General features: G+C 60.7%; 18 protein-coding genes. 14 read left to right on the top strand and 4 right to left on the bottom strand.

What is annotated here, in order from left to right; translation table 11 throughout:
* Positions 1–37: 37 nt before the first annotated feature.
* Complete coding sequence (locus AB4N82_RS11430; protein WP_095185154.1) at positions 38–964, top strand: SdiA-regulated domain-containing protein; 927 nt, start codon at positions 38–40, stop codon at positions 962–964.
* A 120-nt stretch (positions 965–1,084) separates the two neighbouring features.
* A complete protein-coding gene (locus tag AB4N82_RS11435; protein ID WP_032884208.1) occupies positions 1,085–1,999 on the top strand; it encodes an SdiA-regulated domain-containing protein in 915 nt (304 codons plus the stop codon).
* A gap of 51 nt (positions 2,000–2,050) precedes the next feature.
* Here the strand turns inward: AB4N82_RS11435 and rpiA are convergent, their stop codons facing one another.
* Positions 2,051–2,722, bottom strand: a complete 672-nt coding sequence (gene rpiA, locus AB4N82_RS11440) for a ribose-5-phosphate isomerase RpiA (RefSeq protein ID WP_017253881.1) — start codon at positions 2,720–2,722, stop codon at positions 2,051–2,053.
* A gap of 136 nt (positions 2,723–2,858) precedes the next feature.
* On the opposite strand from rpiA, the gene ilvA reads away from it, so the two are divergent.
* Positions 2,859–4,373 carry a threonine ammonia-lyase, biosynthetic gene (gene ilvA / locus AB4N82_RS11445; RefSeq protein ID WP_032884206.1) on the top strand — a complete coding sequence of 505 codons (1,515 nt, stop codon included), beginning with the start codon at positions 2,859–2,861 and terminating at the stop codon, positions 4,371–4,373.
* Positions 4,374–4,415: 42 nt separating this feature from the next.
* The gene (locus AB4N82_RS11450; RefSeq protein ID WP_122763943.1) at positions 4,416–4,829 is read left to right on the top strand and encodes a DUF2269 family protein; all 414 of its coding nucleotides are present in this window, start codon (positions 4,416–4,418) and stop codon (positions 4,827–4,829) included.
* 149 nt (positions 4,830–4,978) lie between these two features.
* Here AB4N82_RS11450 and AB4N82_RS11455 read toward each other — a convergent pair whose 3' ends face one another.
* On the bottom strand, positions 4,979–5,638 hold the full coding sequence (locus AB4N82_RS11455) for a histidinol-phosphatase (protein WP_032884204.1): 660 nt from the start codon (positions 5,636–5,638) through the stop codon (positions 4,979–4,981).
* A gap of 143 nt (positions 5,639–5,781) precedes the next feature.
* Between AB4N82_RS11455 and AB4N82_RS11460 the strand changes: the two genes are divergently transcribed.
* Together AB4N82_RS11460 and ptsP are read left to right on the top strand one after the other, a co-directional pair.
* Positions 5,782–6,261 carry an RNA pyrophosphohydrolase gene (locus tag AB4N82_RS11460; protein WP_003176750.1) on the top strand — a complete coding sequence of 160 codons (480 nt, stop codon included), beginning with the start codon at positions 5,782–5,784 and terminating at the stop codon, positions 6,259–6,261.
* 22 nt (positions 6,262–6,283) lie between these two features.
* A complete protein-coding gene (gene ptsP / locus AB4N82_RS11465; RefSeq protein ID WP_032884201.1) occupies positions 6,284–8,563 on the top strand; it encodes a phosphoenolpyruvate--protein phosphotransferase in 2,280 nt (759 codons plus the stop codon).
* A gap of 126 nt (positions 8,564–8,689) precedes the next feature.
* On the opposite strand, the gene AB4N82_RS11470 is transcribed toward ptsP, so the two are convergent.
* Positions 8,690–9,436 carry an NRDE family protein gene (locus AB4N82_RS11470; protein WP_099601711.1) on the bottom strand — a complete coding sequence of 249 codons (747 nt, stop codon included), beginning with the start codon at positions 9,434–9,436 and terminating at the stop codon, positions 8,690–8,692.
* A 121-nt stretch (positions 9,437–9,557) separates the two neighbouring features.
* Here AB4N82_RS11470 and AB4N82_RS11475 point away from each other — a divergent pair, with 121 nt between their 5' ends.
* The 3 genes from AB4N82_RS11475 (at position 9,558) to AB4N82_RS11485 (ending at position 12,107) form a co-directional block, all read left to right on the top strand.
* Complete coding sequence (locus tag AB4N82_RS11475; RefSeq protein ID WP_032884198.1) at positions 9,558–10,340, top strand: sulfite exporter TauE/SafE family protein; 783 nt, start codon at positions 9,558–9,560, stop codon at positions 10,338–10,340.
* A gap of 65 nt (positions 10,341–10,405) precedes the next feature.
* Positions 10,406–11,218: a prolipoprotein diacylglyceryl transferase gene (gene lgt / locus AB4N82_RS11480; RefSeq protein WP_032884196.1), complete on the top strand. Its 813-nt coding sequence runs from the start codon at positions 10,406–10,408 to the stop codon at positions 11,216–11,218.
* Between the two features lie 55 nt (positions 11,219–11,273).
* Positions 11,274–12,107, top strand: a complete 834-nt coding sequence (locus AB4N82_RS11485) for a thymidylate synthase (RefSeq protein ID WP_015886389.1) — start codon at positions 11,274–11,276, stop codon at positions 12,105–12,107.
* Between the two features lie 115 nt (positions 12,108–12,222).
* Here the strand turns inward: AB4N82_RS11485 and cadR are convergent, their stop codons facing one another.
* Positions 12,223–12,663, bottom strand: a complete 441-nt coding sequence (cadR, locus tag AB4N82_RS11490; protein ID WP_032884195.1) for a Cd(II)/Pb(II)-responsive transcriptional regulator — start codon at positions 12,661–12,663, stop codon at positions 12,223–12,225.
* A gap of 85 nt (positions 12,664–12,748) precedes the next feature.
* Here cadR and AB4N82_RS11495 point away from each other — a divergent pair, with 85 nt between their 5' ends.
* The 5 genes from AB4N82_RS11495 (at position 12,749) to AB4N82_RS11515 (ending at position 19,939) form a co-directional block, all read left to right on the top strand.
* Entirely contained in the window at positions 12,749–15,007 is a 2,259-nt protein-coding gene (locus tag AB4N82_RS11495; RefSeq protein WP_032884194.1) for a heavy metal translocating P-type ATPase, read from the top strand.
* A gap of 16 nt (positions 15,008–15,023) precedes the next feature.
* The gene (locus tag AB4N82_RS11500; protein WP_122763942.1) at positions 15,024–15,887 is read left to right on the top strand and encodes a LysR family transcriptional regulator; all 864 of its coding nucleotides are present in this window, start codon (positions 15,024–15,026) and stop codon (positions 15,885–15,887) included.
* Positions 15,888–16,124: 237 nt separating this feature from the next.
* The gene (locus AB4N82_RS11505) at positions 16,125–17,189 is read left to right on the top strand and encodes a putative 2-aminoethylphosphonate ABC transporter ATP-binding protein (protein ID WP_032884191.1); all 1,065 of its coding nucleotides are present in this window, start codon (positions 16,125–16,127) and stop codon (positions 17,187–17,189) included.
* Between the two features lies 1 nt (position 17,190).
* Entirely contained in the window at positions 17,191–18,897 is a 1,707-nt protein-coding gene (locus tag AB4N82_RS11510) for a putative 2-aminoethylphosphonate ABC transporter permease subunit (RefSeq protein WP_122754222.1), read from the top strand.
* Between the two features lie 19 nt (positions 18,898–18,916).
* Positions 18,917–19,939, top strand: a complete 1,023-nt coding sequence (locus AB4N82_RS11515) for a putative 2-aminoethylphosphonate ABC transporter substrate-binding protein (protein ID WP_095185149.1) — start codon at positions 18,917–18,919, stop codon at positions 19,937–19,939.
* Positions 19,940–20,049 lie beyond the last annotated feature (110 nt).

Raw genomic sequence — 20,049 nt, forward strand, 5'->3', positions numbered from 1 at the left:
CTATCACCTAACGCTGACTTTCCGGAAAAAGCGCCCCATGGCCGTGTCCCTGCCCTCTGCCACACCCAAGCCGCGTTCCCGTTTTGCCCTGCGCTGGTATTCCTGGCTGTTTCTGGCGGGGGCCATCTTTTATGGCGTTGCCTGGGCCATGCATTGGGATGACCGCGGCGTGCTGTGGGTGCTGGAGCGCTTCGAGACGCCCACCGAGCGCAGTGAAAGCGTATGGCTGCCGGACTACCACGCGGTCATCGACGCCAAGGTGTTACCGGGAATGGAGAAGGACGAAGCCTCGGACGTCGCCTACAACCCGCAGACCAAAACGCTGTTTTCCGTCATGGGCAAAAACCCGTTCCTCGTTGAGTTGAGCCTGCAAGGCGATGTGTTGCGCAAAATGCCGCTCAATGGCTGGGAAAATCCGGAAGGCGTAACGGTCCTGGAAAACGGGCTGATGGCAGTGGTCGACGAGCGCCAGCACAGCCTGACCATCGTCAAGGTCGACGCGACGACCCAACAGTTGAACAAGGCTGATTTCCAGGCCTACGACCTGGGCCCGTCCAAAGATCAGAACAAAGCTTTTGAGGCGATCACCTGGGACAAGCGCAACCAGCAACTGGTGTTGGGCGAAGAGCGCCCGCCGGCATTGTTTACCTGGAAAAGCGACGGCAGCCAGATCCTGAACGGCGATAAACAAAAACTCGCCAGCAAAGAACTGGACATGCGCAACCTCTCGGCCCTGGCTGTCGATCCGCGCACCGGCCACCTCCTTGCGCTTTCGGCCGACTCTCACCTGTTGCTGGAGCTGGACGAGAAGGGCGAACAAGTCAGCTTCATGACCTTGCTGGGCGGCTTCAATGGTCTCAACAAAACCATTCCTCGTGCGGAAGGGGTGACCATGGATGAGGAAGGCACTCTGTACATAGTGAGTGAGCCGAATCTGTTCTATCGTTTCGAAAAGCAGAAATAATCGACCAGTTACGTCGGATATTTCTCTATCAGCGGCATTCGCCAGACATCCGGGCGCGTTTAAGTTTAAATTCAGACAGGCGTGATATTCATTCGCCACTTTTGATTTTGAGCCCGCCCAATGCGCCGACTTGCCCGCCCCAAGCCCATTCTTTTTCTGTTCGTGCTGATCGCCCTGATCTGCGCCGGGGTCGCTGGGCAGCACTTTCGCTTGTTCGAGCGCGCTTGGTTCAATTGGCAGACATGGCGTCATCCCGCCGATGAGCGTTCCATTGGCCTCGCCGATTACCGGGTAACGCTGGAGGCCCAAGTCATCGAGGGGCTCGATGACGATGTCTCGGCACTCACCTATGACCCTGTGCGCAAAAGCCTGTTTACCGTGACCAATCAAAACGCCGAACTGATCGAGTTGTCGCTGGACGGCAAGATCCTGCGGCGCATTCCCTTGGTGGGATTTGGTGATGCCGAGGCCGTGGAGTTCATCAGCGACAACATCTACGTCATCACCGATGAACGCCAACAGCGCCTGATCAAGGTGCATGTGGACGACGACACCCAGTTCCTCGACGCGGCAGATGCAGAGCAAATGACCCTGGGCCTGCATGTAGGTGGCAACAAGGGCTTTGAGGGGTTGGCCTATGACTCAGTGGGCAAGCGCCTGTTCGTGGCCAAGGAGCGCGATCCGATGTTGATCTATGAGGTCCACGGGTTTCCTCATTTCAAACCGGAAAAAACCTACTCGGTGCACGTGATCAATAACCCCAAACGTGACGCCGGGCTGTTTGTACGCGATCTGTCGAGCCTGCAATACGACGAGCGCAGCGGCCATCTGCTGGCGCTGTCGGATGAGTCATTTTTGGTGTTGGAACTGGATATCGACGGTCGCCCATTGAGCAGTCTTTCTCTACTCAATGGGCGCCATGGCCTGAAAAAACGTGTGCCTCAGGCCGAAGGGATCGCCATGGACGACGAAGGTACGTTGTACCTGGTCAGCGAGCCGAACCTGTTCTACGTGTTCAAGAAACCCAGTCCCTGACACACCGCCATTCGGGGGCAGACCCCCTCCCACGTTGGGTTGGTGGTGTCCTCAGGCCTTGAGGGTTTTCACGCCTTCGGAAGTGCCCAAGAGCAGCACATCCGCCGGACGCGCAGCGAACAGGCCGTTGGTGACCACGCCGACGATGGCATTGATCTGCGTTTCAAGCTCCACCGGGTTGGTGATCTGCATATTGAATACGTCGAGGATGATGTTGCCGTTGTCGGTCAGCACGCCTTCGCGGTACACCGGATCGCCGCCCAGCTTCACCAGCTCGCGGGCCACGTGGCTGCGGGCCATCGGGATGACTTCCACCGGCAGCGGGAATGCGCCGAGGACCGGTACCAGCTTGCTGGCGTCGGCGATGCAGATGAAGGTCTTGGCCACGGCCGCGACGATCTTCTCGCGAGTCAGGGCTGCGCCGCCGCCCTTGATCAGGTTCAGGTGCGCGTCGCTCTCATCGGCGCCATCGACATAGAACTCCAGGTCGCTCACGGTGTTGAGCTCGTACACCGGAATGCCATGGCCTTTCAGGCGTGCGGCAGTGGCTTCGGAGCTGGCCACGGCGCCATCGAACGCGCCCTTGTGCTGGGCCAGCGCATCGATAAAGCAGTTGGCAGTGGAGCCGGTGCCGACACCGACGATGCTTTTGTCGTCGAGTTTAGGAAGGATTAAATCGACAGCGGCCTGGGCCACTGCCTGTTTGAGTTGATCCTGGGTCATGCGGGCTCCGGAACGGGCGGGGAGTAAAGAGGGGCGCGAGTATAACCCAACAAAACCTCGGGATTCGTGTGGTCGTACGGCCAAAAGCCGGGTTAGACTCCTCGGCCCTGCCCAACTCGCCCAGTGATTCCCGCCGATGCTTGAACAGTACGTCAAAAAGATCCTCACCTCGCGCGTTTACGACGTTGCCGTAGAAACCCCGCTGCAGACCGCCCGCCAGCTCTCCGAGCGGCTGGGCAACAAGGTCTGGCTCAAGCGCGAAGACTTGCAGCCGGTGTTCTCGTTCAAGATTCGCGGCGCGTACAACAAGCTGACTCAGTTGACGGCTGAAGAGCGCGCACGCGGCGTAGTCACGGCGTCGGCGGGCAACCATGCGCAGGGCCTGGCCCTGGCGGCCAAGGTGCTGGGGGTCAAGGCCACTATCGTGATGCCCAAGACCACCCCTGAGATCAAGGTCGAAGGCGTGCGCTCTCGCGGCGGTAAAGTGGTGCTGCATGGCGACTCTTTCCCAGAGGCGCTGGCCTACTCGCTGAAACTGGTCGACGAAAAAGGCTACGTCTACATTCACCCCTACGATGATCCGCACACCATTGCCGGGCAGGGCACCGTGGCGATGGAGATTCTGCGCCAGCATCCAGGGCCGCTGGATGCGATCTTCGTACCCGTGGGCGGCGGTGGTTTGATCGCGGGCATCGCGGCGTACGTGAAATACCTGCGCCCGGAAATCAAGGTCATCGGCGTCGAGCCGGACGACTCCAACTGCCTGCAAGCTGCCATGGCCGCGGGTGAGCGCGTGGTCTTGCCGACGGTTGGGATCTTTGCCGACGGCGTGGCGGTGGCGCAGATCGGCCAGCACACCTTTGAAATCTGCAAAGACTATGTCGACGAAGTGATCACCGTGAGCACCGATGAAATCTGTGCGGCGATCAAGGACATCTACGACGATACCCGCTCCATCACCGAGCCAGCGGGCGCGTTGGGTGTGGCCGGGATCAAGAAGTACGTTGAGACCCGTGGTGTCAGCGGCCAGACGTTCGTCGCCATCGACTCCGGGGCCAACGTCAACTTCGACCGCCTGCGCCACGTGGCTGAGCGCGCTGAGTTGGGTGAAGGCCGTGAAGCCATCATCGCCGTGACCATTCCTGAGAAACCGGGCAGTTTTAAGGCGTTCTGCGAGGCCGTGGGCAAGCGCCAGATCACCGAATTTAACTACCGCTACCACTCCGGCAGCGAGGCGCACATCTTTGTCGGCGTGCAGACCCACCCGGAAACCGACCCGCGCAGCGCGCTGATCGCCAGCCTCACCGAGCAGGGTTTCCCGGTGCTGGACCTGACCGAGAACGAACTGGCCAAGCTGCACATCCGCCATATGGTCGGTGGGCATGCCGCGCACGTCAGCAATGAAGTGGTGTTTCGCTTTGAGTTCCCGGAGCGTCCGGGGGCGCTGTTCAATTTTCTTAACAAGTTGGGCGGGCGCTGGAATATCTCGATGTTCCACTATCGCAACCACGGCGCGGCTGATGGTCGTGTGGTCGCCGGCCTGCAAGTGCCGGCGAACGAACGTCACCTGGTACCGGCAGCGCTGGAGGCGATTGGTTACCCGTATTGGGATGAAAGTGATAACCCGGCCTACAAACTGTTCCTCGGTTGAGCGACTACGCTGATTGGGGGCAGCCTCTAAGGAATACGAAACATGGAAACCCTGATCACCCTGAAAGTTGTCCACATCGCGGCCACCGTGGTGTTGTTGCTCAGCGGCCTTGGCTTGGCGCTACTGGCCTGGCGTAAACGCAGCGCCGGCCCAGCCGTCACCGTGCAGCGTCCGTGGGCGTTTGTGTGGTTGCTGATGGGTACTTGTATGGTGAGCATGCCGTTCACCGGCTGGTGGCTGGTGCACCTGACTGGCTGGCCATTGGGGCAGACCTGGATCCTGGGCTCCAGCATCCTCTATACCGTGGCGGCGCTGGCCTGGTTCTGGCTGGTGGCACGGCTTAACCGCCTGCGCAAAGGCGAGGGCGGTAGCCTGAATTTCACCCTGATGCTGGCGGTGGTGAGCCTGGTGGGGTTTGTGGCGATTGCCGGGCTCATGGGCGCCAAGCCGGTTTAACGCGGTGAGGGCTTCTGTGGTGAGCCGGCTTGCCCCGCGCAGAGCTGCGAAGCGGCCCTGACAAAGGCCCGCATTTTTCCTGATAAGACCGGTTGGCAGGTTTTGGGGCTGCTTCGCAGCCCAGCGCGGGGCAAGCCCGCTCACCACGGTTACTCGCTACGCAGCGTAATCACCGGCCAACCACGTTTCTCGGCTTCAGCGCGCAGATTCGGATCCGGATCCACCGCCACCGGATGCGTCACTTGTTCCAATAGCGGCAGGTCATTCATCGAGTCGCTATAGAAGTAGCTGTCTTCCAGGCTATACCCCGTTTCTTCCAACCAACGATTCAAGCGCGTCACCTTGCCTTCTCGGAAGCACGGCACGTCAGTGCTGCGCCCGGTGTATCGGCCATTTTCCATCTCGCACTCGGTGGCGATGAGGGTTTCAACGCCCAGGCGTGCGGCAATTGGCGCGGTGACGAAACGGTTGGTGGCGGTGATGATCACCAGCTTGTCGCCAGCGGCGCGGTGCTTGGCCAGCAGTTCCACGGCCAGTGGCAGCATGATCGGCTCAATGCAGTCGCGCATATAGTCGTTGTGCCACTCATCCAGTTGGGCCATTTCGGTGCGGCCGAGGATTTCCAGGCAGAAATTCAGGTAGGCGGCGTTGTCCAGCTTGCCGGCCAGGTAGTCTTGATAGAACTCGTCGTTGCGGGCCTTGTAGGCTACCGGGTCGAGAATCCCGCGTTCGCACAGGTAATCGCCCCACGCGTGGTCGCTGTCACCGCCGATAAGGGTGTTGTCCAAGTCGAATAAAGCCAGGCGCATTGCAGTTACTCGCTGAAAAGTCTGTAAAAAGGCGTCCAGAATACGGTCTTTTCACAAGAGTGCACATAAGCTAAGAAGCCTCGTTGCCGCTTGCGCAACCTTTGTGGAACAATGCGGCGACATGCGTTTGCGAGGTTGTTGCCGTGATCGACCCCGATGGTTTCCGTCCTAATGTCGGGATTATTCTTACGAATGATGCCGGACAGGTGCTATGGGCTCGCCGAATCAACCAAGATGCCTGGCAGTTTCCTCAAGGCGGAATCAACCCCGACGAAACCCCTGAAGACGCCTTGTACCGTGAGTTGAACGAAGAAGTCGGCCTTGAGCGCGAAGATGTGCAGATTCTGGCCTGTACCCGTGGCTGGTTGCGCTATCGTTTGCCGCAACGCCTGGTGCGTACCCACAGCCAACCGCTGTGCATCGGCCAGAAGCAGAAATGGTTTCTCCTGCGCCTGATCTCCAACGAGCAGCGGGTGCGGATGGATTTGACCGGTAAACCGGAGTTCGATGGCTGGCGTTGGGTCAGCTATTGGTACCCGTTGGGCCAGGTGGTGACATTCAAGCGCGAGGTTTATCGTCGCGCTCTCAAAGAGCTTGCCCCGCGCCTTTTAGCGCGCGACTGACGACGGAGTTCGACCCCGAGCCATGCTCAATACGCTGCGCAAGATCGTCCAGGAAGTTAACTCCGCCAAGGATCTCAAGGCGGCGTTGGGGATTATTGTGTTGCGCGTCAAGGAAGCCATGGGCAGCCAGGTCTGCTCGGTTTACCTGCTGGACCCAGAGACCAACCGTTTTGTGCTGATGGCCACGGAGGGCTTGAACAAGCGCTCCATCGGCAAAGTCAGCATGGCGCCCAATGAAGGTCTGGTGGGCCTGGTGGGGACGCGTGAAGAACCCCTCAACCTTGAAAACGCGGCCGATCACCCGCGTTATCGCTACTTTGCCGAAACCGGCGAAGAGCGCTACGCATCATTCCTCGGCGCACCGATCATTCACCACCGCCGCGTTGTCGGCGTGTTGGTCATCCAGCAAAAAGAACGCCGCCAGTTCGACGAAGGTGAAGAAGCCTTCCTCGTGACCATGAGCGCGCAGCTCGCCGGGGTTATTGCCCACGCCGAGGCCACGGGTTCGATTCGCGGCCTGGGCCGTCAGGGCAAGGGCATCCAGGAAGCCAAGTTCGTCGGCGTACCGGGTTCGCCGGGTGCTGCCGTCGGTACGGCGGTGGTCATGCTGCCACCGGCCGACCTCGATGTGGTGCCGGACAAGACCGTCAACGACATCGACGCCGAAATCAAACTGTTCAAGACCGCCCTGGAAGGCGTGCGCGCCGACATGCGCAACCTGTCGACCAAGCTGGCCACCCAACTGCGCCCTGAAGAACGTGCGCTGTTCGACGTTTACCAGATGATGCTCGACGACGCGTCCCTCGGGAACGAAGTCAAAACCGTGATCAAGACCGGTCAATGGGCCCAGGGCGCACTGCGCCAAGTGGTCACTGATCACGTCAACCGTTTCGAATTGATGGACGACGCCTACCTGCGCGAGCGTGCCTCGGATGTGCGCGACCTGGGTCGCCGTCTGCTGGCTTACCTGCAGGAAGACCGCACCACCAACCTGGTCTACCCCGACAACACCATCCTGATCAGTGAAGAACTGACCGCCACCATGCTCGGCGAAGTGCCGGAAGGCAAACTGGTGGGCTTGGTCTCGGTTCTCGGTTCGGGTAACTCCCACGTCGCGATCCTGGCCCGCGCCATGGGCATTCCGACGGTGATGGGTCTGGTGGACCTGCCGTACTCCAAGGTCGATGGCATCGACATGATCGTCGATGGCCACCGTGGTGAAGTCTTCACCAACCCCAGCGACGTGCTGCGCAAGCAATACGCCGAAGTGGTGGAAGAAGAGAAACAACTGGCGCTGGGCCTGGATTCATTGCGCGAGTTGCCGTGCGTGACCACTGATGGTCACCGCGTACCGCTGTTGGTGAATACCGGACTGCTGGCCGACGTGGCCCGGGCGCAGCAGCGCGGTGCCGAGGGCGTGGGGCTGTACCGCACCGAAGTGCCGTTCATGATCAACCAGCGTTTCCCGAGTGAGAAGGAGCAGCTGGCGATTTATCGCGAGCAACTGCAAGCCTTCCACCCGTTGCCGGTGACCATGCGCAGCCTGGACATCGGCGGCGACAAGTCACTGTCGTATTTCCCGATCAAGGAAGACAACCCCTTCCTCGGCTGGCGCGGCATTCGCGTCACGCTCGACCACCCGGAAATTTTCCTCGTACAGACTCGCGCTATGCTTAAGGCCAGCGAAGGTTTGAACAACCTGCGCATCCTGTTGCCGATGATCTCCGGCACTCATGAGCTGGAGGAGGCGCTGCATTTGATCCACCGCGCCTGGGGCGAGGTGCGCGACGAAGGCGCTGACGTACCGATGCCGCCGATTGGCGTCATGATCGAAATTCCAGCGGCGGTGTACCAGGCCAAAGAACTGGCGCGGCAGGTGGACTTCCTGTCGGTCGGCTCCAACGACCTGACCCAATACCTGCTGGCCGTGGACCGCAACAACCCACGGGTAGCCGATCTCTACGACTATCTGCACCCGGCGGTGCTGCAAGCGCTGCAACACGTAGTGCGCGACGCCCATGCCGAAGGCAAGCCGGTGAGCATCTGCGGTGAAATGGCTGGTGATCCGGCGGCGGCGGTGCTGTTGATGGCGATGGGCTTTGACAGCCTGTCGATGAACGCCACCAACTTGCCGAAGGTGAAGTGGATGTTGCGCCAAGTCGAGCTGAGTATGGCCAAGGATCTGCTGGCGGAGTTGATGACCATCGACAACCCGCAAGTTATCCACAGCTCGCTGCAATTGGCGCTGAAGAACCTTGGGCTGACACGGATGATCAATCCGGCCTCTGCCAAGACCCTCTAACGCCTGGCGGCGATCAAAAATGTGGGAGGGGGCTTGCTCCCGATGGCGGTGTGTCAGTACCAGATATTCTGACTGACACACTGCCATCGGGAGCAAGCCCCCTCCCACATTGGTTTTGTGGTGTGTCTAGAGCGTGAGTTCGACTTCCCCGAGTCGGCCACCATGGGGCCCAAAGCTACGCTCCACCATCCGCCGCGTGCCATCGGCATTTACAATCAGCGCCGTACTCGCCCGTGTTCCATAACTTGGGCTGGCGATAAATACGCTCGATAACAGGCTTTCAGTCGCCAACCCCACGCCGGTATCCGGCAACTCAGCAAAGGGCGCGATCTGCGGATCGCTCAGAATCTCCAGTAGCGCTTCGGGTTGCGGATTGTTCAGCAACTCACTCAGCGCAGCTTTGGCCTTAAGCAGTTTCGGCCAAGGCGTATCCAGCCCTGCGTTGGATAACCCGTACACGCCCGCTTTCAACTGCGTGGGCTCGGTGTGATTGGCGTTGTAATGCCACAACTCATCCCGCGTGCCCACCAGCAGGTTAAACCCGGCGTATTCAATCGATCTGCCGTTAACGTCGGCCAAGTAGTCGTCAATGGGCAGTGAACCACTGAGGAACCGCGCGACCAGTTCGCCGCGTGACTTTCGTGCCGGCGGTTGGTGGGGATCACGGATATTGGTCAGGGCAGCAAATCGCCCATCGGCATTCACGCCAAGCCAAGTGCCGCCTGCTTCCTGATCGCGACCGGCGTAGATTTCGGGCGCGTCCGGCCACTGGGCCAGCGGCAGACTGGGGCGGGCATAGAACTCGTCACGGTTGGCCGCGACGATCAGCGGTTGGGCGTGGCCCGGCCGCCAGGCGAAAACAATCAGGCACATCAGGCGATTCCCTTTTGTGTTTTTTGCCACTCTACCCACACCGGCAGCGGTGTTCCATCGTATCCAGTTGGGCCGCATGCCTTCCATCCGTTAACATGCCGGACTTGATTCGGGGGCTCCCATGGAATTTCTGCTGTATTTGCTGCTGGGCGCCTGTGCGGGTGTACTCGCCGGGCTGTTTGGCGTGGGCGGCGGGATCATTATCGTGCCGGTGCTGGTGTTCAGCTTCACCTTGCAGGGCTTCGACCCGCAGGTGCTGACCCACTTGGCCGTAGGCACATCCTTGGCGACGATCATCTTTACCTCGGTCAATGCCGTGCGTGAGCACCACCGACGTGGCGCGGTGCGTTGGCCGATCTTTGTGTGGATGACCGTGGGCATCCTGATCGGTGCAGGTTTCGGTGCGCTGACCGCCGAGGCGATTTCCGGTCCGCATTTGCAGAAGATCATTGGCGTGTTCGCGCTGATCATCGCCGTGCAACTGGCCCTGGAGGTTAAGCCCAAGGCCAGTCGAACGGTGCCAGGCAAGGTCGGCCTGACCCTGGCCGGTACGGTGATTGGCTGGGCTTCGGCCATTTTCGGCATCGGCGGCGGCTCGCTGACCGTGCCGTTTTTGACCTGGCGCAGCGTGCCGATGCAACAGGCGGTGGCCACCTCGTCCGCCTGTGGCCTGCCGATTGCCCTGGCCAGTGCATTAAGTTTCATGATTCTGGGCTGGCATGACCCGCTGTTGCCCGCTCATAGTCTAGGGTTCGTGTATTTACCGGCGCTGCTGGGCATTGCCCTGACCAGTATGGTGTTTGCCCGCTTTGGCGCACGCCTGGCGCATCGGTTGTCGCCGCGGTTGCTCAAGCGGTTGTTCGCCGGCTTGCTGTTTTGCGTGGGCTTAAACTTTTTGCTGTAACGCAGACTTAATCGCGCCCGGGCATGGTCCGGTCGCCATAACGCATGATTTAACGAGGAGTCGCAATGCTGCCTTACCCGCAGATCGACCCGGTGGCTCTGGCCATCGGTCCGCTGAAAATCCACTGGTACGGGTTGATGTACCTGATCGGCATCGGCGGCGCCTGGCTGCTGGCCTCCCGCCGCCTGAACCGTTTCGACCCGACCTGGACCAAGGAGAAACTCTCCGACATGGTCTTCTGGCTGTCGATGGGGGTCATCGTCGGCGGGCGTCTGGGGTATGTGCTGTTCTACGATCTGTCCGCCTACATCGCCAATCCGACACTGATTTTCGAAGTGTGGAAGGGCGGCATGGCGTTCCACGGCGGGTTTATCGGCGTAATGATTGCTGCCTGGTGGTTCGGCCGCCGCAATGGCAAGTCGTTCTTCCAACTGATGGACTTCGTTGCGCCGCTGGTGCCGATTGGCCTGGGCGCCGGGCGTATCGGTAACTTCATCAATGCCGAGCTCTGGGGCAAGCCGACCGACGTGCCGTGGGCCATGGTGTTCCCGCCGTTCAGCGACCCGGCACAACTGCCGCGCCATCCGTCGCAGCTATACCAGTTCGCACTGGAAGGTGTGGCACTGTTCCTCATTCTGTACATCTTCTCGCGCAAACCGCGCCCGACCATGGCCGTTTCCGGCATGTTCGCGCTGTTTTACGGCATCTTCCGTTTCATCGTCGAATTCGTACGTGTGCCGGATGCGCAGTTGGGCTACCTGGCGTGGGGCTGGCTGACCATGGGTCAGGTGTTGAGCATCCCAATGATCCTCGTGGGTCTGGGCCTGCTGTGGTGGGCGTACAATCGCCCGCAGCCGCTGAAGAACACCGCGCTTTAAATTCGAATGCCGGGGCCTGCGTGCGGGCTCCTGCTTCAACGATACGGGTACTTACATGAAGCAATATCTCGAACTACTGAACGACGTCGTGACCAATGGCCTGACCAAGGGCGATCGCACCGGCACCGGCACCAAGGCCGTGTTCGCCCGTCAGTATCGGCATAACTTGGCCGACGGCTTCCCGCTGCTGACCACCAAGAAGCTTCACTTTAAAAGCATCGCCAATGAGCTGATCTGGATGTTGAGCGGCAACACCAATATCAAGTGGCTCAACGAAAACGGCGTGAAGATTTGGGACGAATGGGCCACCGAAGACGGCGACCTGGGCCCGGTCTACGGCGAGCAGTGGACTGCCTGGCCGACCAAAGACGGCGGCACGATCAACCAGATCGACTACATGGTGCACACGCTCAAGACCAACCCCAACAGCCGTCGCATTCTGTTCCACGGCTGGAACGTCGAATACCTGCCGGACGAAACCAAGAGCCCACAGGAAAACGCGCGAAACGGCAAACAGGCCCTGCCACCGTGCCACCTGCTGTACCAGGCGTTCGTGCATGACGGCCATCTCTCGATGCAGTTGTACATCCGCAGCTCCGACGTATTCCTTGGTCTGCCGTACAACACCGCTGCCCTGGCGTTGCTCACCCATATGTTGGCGCAACAGTGCGACTTGATCCCTCACGAGATCATCGTCACCACTGGCGATACCCATGCCTACAGCAACCATATGGAACAGATCCGGACCCAACTGGCGCGTACGCCGAAGAAGTTGCCGGAGTTGGTGATCAAGCGTAAGCCGGCGTCGATCTACGATTACAAGTTCGAAGATTTTGAGATTGTGGGCTATGACGCTGATCCAAGCATCAAGGCCGATGTCGCTATCTAGCGTCTGACGCCGTCCAATGTGGGAGGGGCTTGCCCCCGATTGCGGTGGGTCAGTCACCCAATACTTAACTGACCCACCGCCATCGGGGGCAAGCCCCCTCTCACATTTGGCCCGTTTAATGGCCGTGGCTTCTGCCTACATGTGAGGGCTCAGCCTCGCTGGCCTGCATACTCCCGCTGACCTCCAACTGCTGCAAAATCCCACAGTGATCCCCGCCGCCACAGCGTTGGCGCAAGTCCAGCAACTGCACCTGCAACGCCAATAGCCCGTCGATCCGCGCTTTCACATGGTGGATATGCTCGTCGACCAACGCATTCACGCTTTCGCATTGGTCCTGTGGACTGTCGCGCAGGCTGAGCAGGCTGCGGATTTCTTCGAGGGTCATGTCGAGGCTGCGGCAGTTGCGGATAAAGATCAGCCGCTCGGTGTGCGCCTGGGTGTACACGCGGTAGTTGGCGTCGGTGCGCGCCGGCGGCGGCAGCAGGCCTTCTTTCTCGTAATAACGGATGGTTTCCACCTGACAGTCAGTCAGTTTGGCCAATTCGCCGATCTTCATCGCAGCAATCTCCAAATGGGTGCTTGACCCTATAGTGGCTACAGGGTCTTTACTTGGCAACAGGCACCTTTACGGACGCGACCGAATGAGCGACTCCATCCACACCCCGCATAAACACGATCACGATCACGATCATGATCATGGCCCTAAGAAACTCACGCCTGTGCATAACCACGGCCACGGTGGTGCCTGCTGTTCCGGCACTCCAGCACCCGAGTTGGTGCAATTGAGCGAAGCGCCCACTGCCGGCTCGCGCCTCAGCACCTTCCGCATCGAAGCCATGGACTGCCCCACCGAGCAAACGCTGATCCAGAACAAACTGGGCAAGTTGGCGGGTGTGCAGCAACTGGAATTTAACCTGATCAACCGCATCCTCGGCGTCACCCACGACTTGCCGAGTACCGCGCCGATCATCGATGCCATCAAGTCCTTGGGCATGCAGGCCGACCCGATCGAGGAAGGTACCCCGGCTGCCGAACCGCCTGCCAAAAAACACTGGTGGCCGTTGGCTTTGTCCGGCGTCGGTGCGTTGGGCGCCGAAGTGCTGCACTTCACGAATGCCGCGCCGACGTGGGTCATTGCCCTCGTGGCGCTGGTGTCGATTCTCAGCGGCGGCCTCACCACCTATAAAAAGGGCTGGATCGCCCTGAAGAACCTCAACCTGAACATCAACGCCTTAATGAGCATCGCCGTGACGGGCGCGATCCTGATCGGCCAGTGGCCGGAAGCCGCCATGGTGATGTTCCTGTTCACCGTCGCCGAGCTGATTGAAGCCAAGTCCCTGGACCGTGCGCGCAATGCCATCAGCGGCTTGATGCAGATGACCCCGGAGCAGGCCACGGTGCAGCAGGCCGACGGTAACTGGGTTGAGCAGGAGGTTAAAAGCATCGAACTGGGCGCCATCGTCCGGGTTAAACCCGGCGAGCGCATCGGCCTGGACGGTGAAGTCACCGCAGGTCAATCCACCATCGACCAGGCGCCGATCACCGGGGAAAGCCTGCCGATTGAAAAAACCGTGGGCGATAAAGTCTTCGCCGGCACCATTAACCAAGCCGGCTCCCTGGAATACAAAGTCACGGCAGCGGCCAATAACTCCACACTGGCGCGGATCATCCACGCCGTCGAGCAAGCACAAGGCGCACGGGCTCCGACCCAGCGCTTCGTCGACAGTTTTTCCAAGGTCTATACCCCGGCCGTCTTCCTGTTTGCCTTGGGTGTAGCGATTATTCCGCCGCTGTTCATGGCCGGTGTCTGGTTCGACTGGATCTACCGCGCCCTGGTGCTGCTGGTGGTTGCCTGCCCCTGCGCGTTGGTGATCTCCACTCCGGTGACGATCGTCAGCGGCCTGGCGGCGGCGGCCCGCAAAGGCATCTTGATCAAGGGCGGCGTGTACCTGGAGGGTGGTTACAAGCTCGACTACCTGGCGCTGGACAAGACCGGCACCATCACGCACGGCAAACCGGTGCAGACCGATTACTTGGCGTTGTTCCCAAACGTCGAGGACAGCGCACCGGCCCTCGCCGCCAGTTTGGCTGGGCGTTCTGACCACCCGGTGTCGTTGGCCATCGCGAATGCGGCTGTGGATAAAAACCTGCCGGTGCACGTTGTGGATAACTTCGAAGCCCTGGCCGGTCGTGGTGTGCGCGGCGATATCAAGGGTGAGACTTACCACTTGGGCAACCACCGTCTGGTGGAAGACCTCGGCCTGTGCTCGCCTGAGCTGGAAGAAAAGCTGTTCGCGCTGGAGAAGCAAGGAAAGTCCGTGGTGTTGCTGCTCGATAAGTCCGGCCCCCTGGCGCTGTTCGCCGTGGCCGATACCGTCAAGGACAGCAGTCGCGAGGCCATTCAGCAATTGCACGAGTTGGGCATCAAAACCCTGATGCTCACCGGCGACAACACCCACACCGCCCAGGCGATTGCGGCCCAGGTCGGCATCGACCAGGCTCAAGGCGACCTGTTGCCCACCGACAAACTGCAAGCCATCGAAACCCTCTACGGCCAAGGCCACCGGGTGGGCATGGTCGGCGACGGCATCAACGACGCCCCGGCCCTGGCCCGGGCAGAGATCGGTTTTGCAATGGCCGCCGCCGGTACCGACACTGCCATCGAGACTGCCGACGTGGCGCTGATGGACGATGATTTGCGCAAGATCCCGGCATTCATTCGTTTGTCGCGGCAAACGTCGAGTATCCTCAAGCAGAACATCGCCCTGGCGCTGGTGATCAAGGCGATCTTCCTCGCAGTCACTTTCCTGGGGATGGCCACCATGTGGATGGCGGTCTTCGCCGACATGGGCGTGAGCCTGCTGGTGGTGTTCAATGGCCTGCGCCTGTTGCGCAAATAAACGATGAGAGGGCGGTGTGCTGAGTGCTGAGCTGAAGGCGTTTTTTATGGTCGCCCGCCTGGGCAGCATTACCCAGGCGGCGAAAAAACTCGGCCTGAGCCAGCCCACGGTCACCACCCAGATCCGCAACCTGGAAAGCCAGTACGGCGTTGAGCTGTTCTACCGCGGTGGTCGCCGCCTCACGGTCAGTGACGACGGCGCCCGGTTGCTGCCGATGGTCAAGGCGTTGTTGCAGCAGGAAGCGGACATCGAGTTTTTCCTGCGCAACAGTGGTCAACTCCAGGGCGCTTTGCGCATTGCCGCGACAGCGCCGTATTACATCCTCGACCTGGTCAAAGCCTTTCGCGAACGCCTGCCCCATGTGGAGGTGTCGGTGGACATCGGCAATTCTCAGCAGGTACTCGAAGCGCTGGACGAGTACCGCGTAGACGTCGCCGCCTCTTCGCAGTTGCTGGAAGACCCGCGCCTGATCCGCCGCGTATTGGGCACTGATCCTCTGGTGTTGGCGGTGCATCGCAATCATCCCCTGGCCAAGCTTGATCATGTGCCATTGACTGCCCTGGCCGGACACACCTTATTGATGCGCGAAGCAGGTTCCACCACCCGACGGCTTACCGAGGACATGTTGCAGGGTGCTGGGGTGAGCTATGGGCCGTTGCTGGAGATCGGCAGTCGCGAGTCAATCCGGGAGGCGGTGCTGCGCAATATCGGTATCAGCATCATTGCTCGACAGGAAGTGCCCCATGATCCGCAGTTGCGGGTGTTGACCATTGAGAATGCGCCGCAGATTCTGGAGTACCTGTACTGCCTCAAAGAACGAAAAGGCGCTCGCCTGCCGGCGGCGTTTCTAGGGTTGGCGCAGGAAATGTCGCCAATTTAGAGGTTTGGTGGCTGCCTTTAGGGCCAATCGGGGGCAAGCCCCCTCCCACATTTTGATCTGCGAACACATTCCAAGTGTGGGAGGGGGCTTGCCCCCGATTGCGGTAAACCAGGCACCCCCCTCCAAATCACCTACACAAATCCACCAATACCACTATCACTCCCTTTTGCCTTTTTGCCACAAGAGGGACGCATTGCCCGCCTAGCATGGCCTTCATCAGTTCGATGAGGTGCCACCATGAACACAGTCCTGACTCAACCCGGCGCGCCAATGAAAGTGCGCGGTATCCAGAAGCGTTTCGGCGCCTTTACCGCGCTGGACCACGTGTCCCTGGACGTCGCCGCCGGCGAGCTGGTGTGTCTGCTGGGTCCGTCTGGCTGCGGCAAGACCACCTTGCTGCGTTGCATCGCCGGCCTGGAGCGCCAGGACAGCGGCGAACTTTACCTGGGTGATCGCGATGTTTCCCTGCTGCCACCTCAGGCTCGGGACTACGGCATCCTGTTCCAGTCCTACGCGCTGTTTCCCAACCTGACCATCGAAGCGAACATCGGCTACGGCCTTACCGGCAGTGGTCGCGATGAAGTGCGCCAGCGTGTCGGGCAGATGCTGGAACTGGTCGGTCTGGTCGGCAGCGAAAAGAAATACCCCGGCCAGCTGTCCGGCGGCCAACAGCAGCGCGTTGCCCTGGCCCGCGCCTTGGCGCCGGCCCCTTCGTTGCTGCTGCTGGACGAACCCATGTCAGCCCTCGACGCCCGCGTGCGTGAGCACCTGTGCACCGAGCTGCGCCAGCTGCAACGGCGCTTGGGCATCACCACGCTGATGGTCACCCACAACCAGGACGAAGCCATGTTGATGGCCGACCGTATTGCCGTAATGAACAACGGTAAGGTCGAGCAATACGCCACGCCCCAAGAAATTTACGACCGCCCGGCCACGCCGTTCGTGGCGGAGTTTGTCGGCCAGGGCAACTGGCTGCCGTTCAGCCGCAACAGTGCCAGCCATGCCCAGGTCGGCGGGATGAACATGCGCCTGGCCGAGGATGCCGGTGTGGCCACGTCCGGCCGCCTGTTCTGCCGACCGGAAGCCATCAGCGTCAACCCGCCAGTGCATGAAGAAAACCTGTTCGCGGCCAAGGTCCGCGAGATCACCTTCCTCGGCAACCGCTGCCGCATGAGCTTTGAACTGGACCAACTGCCGGGCCACCCGCTGCTGGCTGAACTGGCCCCGGAGGCGATGCCGCGCCTGGGCGCCCAAGACATCTGGGTCGCCTTGCCGCCGCGCAGCCTGCAGGTGTTTGCCTGAGATGGCCGCTGTCATGACCCTGCCGCGGCAAGTTTCCCGCGCCGAAACCGGCGACCGTATTTTTGTGCTCGGCGGCAAACTGCTCTGGCTGTGCCTGCTCAGTGTTGCCGTGTTGATGCCGCTGCTGGCGATCTTCTGGCGCGGCTTCAGCAGCGAGGCCGGGCAGGGCGGTGGCCTTGCGGCCGCTCGGGATTTAATCACCAGCGAGAACTTCCACTGGCTGCTGGGCAATAGCCTGAAAGTCTCCCTCAGCGTGGCGGCCATTGTCGTACCGCTGGCCTACCTGTTTGCCTACGCGCTGCAACGCACGTTGATTCCAGGCAAGGCGATCTGGCGAGGCCTGTCGCTGCTGCCGTTGATGGCACCGTCGATGCTGCCGGGCATTGCGCTGGTTTATCTGTTCGGTAATCAGGGCATGCTGCGCGGGCTGCTTTCGGACAACATCTACGGCTTCTGGGGGATTGTGCTCGGGGAAGTGATCTACACCTTCCCGCACGCGTTGATGATCCTGTTGTCGGCGCTGTCCCTGGCGGATGCGCGGCTGTTCGATGCCGCCTCCAGCATGGGCGCCAGCCCGGCACGGGCGTTTCGCAGCATCACCTGGCCGGCTACGCGCCAGGCGGTGTTCGCCGCATTCTGCCTGGTGTTTACCTTGACCATTACCGACTTCGGCGTGCCCGTGGTGGTCGGTGGTGATTACCAAGTGCTGGCGTTGGAAGCCTACAAGGCGGTGGTCGGCCAGCAACAATTCGGTCGCGGCGCGTTGATCGGCATGGTGTTGCTACTGCCGGCGCTGTTCAGTTTTGGCGTGGATGCGTGGTTGCGCCGGCGTCATGGTGACGCCATGAGTGGCCGTGCCCAGGTGTTCCAGCCCACGCCATCGCGGGTAAGGGATGGCTGCTACCTGGCCATCGTCCTACTGATCTGCGCGGTGTTGCTGCTGGTGTTCGGCATGGCGGTGTACTCCTCGCTGGTGAAATTCTGGCCGTACAACCTGTCGCTGTCGCTGAACCACTACCAGTTTGAAGACACGGCGGGCGGCGGCTGGCTGGCCTATCGCAACAGCCTGCGCATGGCCTTGTGCACGGCACTGATCGGCAGTGTGCTGATCTTCACCGGCGCCTATCTGATGGAAAAAACAAAAGGTCAGAAGGGCCTGAACCTGGCGCTGCGCATGCTCAGCTTTGTCCCGATGGCCGTGCCGGGTTTGGTGCTGGGCCTGGGCTACGTGTTCTTCTTCAACCTCAACGGCAACCCGCTGCACGTGTTCTACGGGACCATGACCCTGCTGGTGGTGTGCACCATTGCTCACTATTTGACCACTGCGCAGATGACCGCCACCACCGCGTTGCGCCAGCTGGACGCCGAGTTTGAAGCCGCCGCGCTGTCGCTCAAGGCGCCGCTGTACCGTCATTACCTGCGCGTCACCGTGCCGATCTGCCTGCCGGCGCTGCTGGACATCGTGCGCTACCTGTTTGTATCGGCGATGACCACCGTATCGGCCGCGATTTTTCTCTACAGCCCCGACACCATCCTCGCCGCCGTCGCCGTGTTGAACATGGACGACGCCGGCAATGTGGGCGGCGCGGCGGCCATGTCGACCCTGATCCTGTTCACCTCGGCCGGCGTCTCGCTGCTGCTGGCGTGGGCCTCACGTGGCGCGCTGCGCCGATCCCAAGCCTGGCGCCAGACCGCGCCCGGCCAATAACCCTTAAAGGAGGTATTCCATGTTCAAGCCCCTGGCGCTGGTCGCTGCCGTACTCACTGCATTCAGCCTGAATGCCTTCGCCAAAACCGAACTGACCGTGTACACGGCCCTCGAAGCCGAGCAGTTGAAGACCTACAAAAAGGCGTTCGAGCAAGCCAACCCTGATGTTGAAATCAAGTGGGTACGTGACTCCACCGGCATCATCACGGCCAAGCTGCTGGCCGAGAAAGATCGCCCGCAAGCCGACGTGGTGTGGGGACTGGCGGCCTCCAGTCTGGCGATCCTCGACCAGCAGGGCATGCTCGACAACTACGCGCCGAAGGACCTGGACAAGATCGGCAAAAACTACCGCGACGCTGCCAACCCCCCGGCCTGGGTCGGCATGGACGTGTGGGCCGCGACCATCTGCTTCAACACCGTCGAAGCCGAGAAACAGGGCCTGACCAAGCCGGTGAGCTGGCAAGACCTGACCAAACCTGAGTACAAGGGCAAGATCGTGATGCCCAACCCGGCATCGTCCGGCACCGGTTTCCTGGACGTAAGCGCGTGGCTGCAGACCTTCGGCGAGAAACAAGGCTGGCAGTACATGGACGACCTGCACCAGAACATCGGCCAGTACGTTCACTCCGGTTCCAAGCCTTGCAAGCTGGCGGCTTCGGGAGAATTCCCGATTGGTATTTCGTTTGAATACCCGGCGGTACAGCTCAAGCGTCAGGGCGCGCCGCTGGACATCATCCTGCCCAAAGAAGGCCTGGGTTGGGACATCGAAGCGACTGCCGTGATCAAGGGCAGCGCCCATGCCGACGCGGCGAAGAAACTGGCGGACTTTTCTGCCAGCCCTGCGGCGATGGAGTTGTACAAGGACAACTTTGCCGTGCTCGCCCAGCCGGGAATCGCCAAGCCGCAGACCGAATTGCCGGCGGACTACGAGCAGCGTTTGATCAAGAACGACTTCGGCTGGGCCTCCAAAAACCGCGACAGCATCCTGACTGAATGGCGTAAGCGCTATGACGGCAAGTCGGAGAAGGTAGCGGGTCAGTAAGGTTTTCGTTAGGGCTGATGGCCCTAGCGGGAGCAAGCCCCCTCCCATAGTCGACCGAGTTCCTGCATGAGAATGCGGTCAACTGTGGGAGGGGGCTTGCCCCCGATGGC

The sequence above is a fragment of the Pseudomonas sp. H1_D04 genome, from assembly GCF_054683855.1.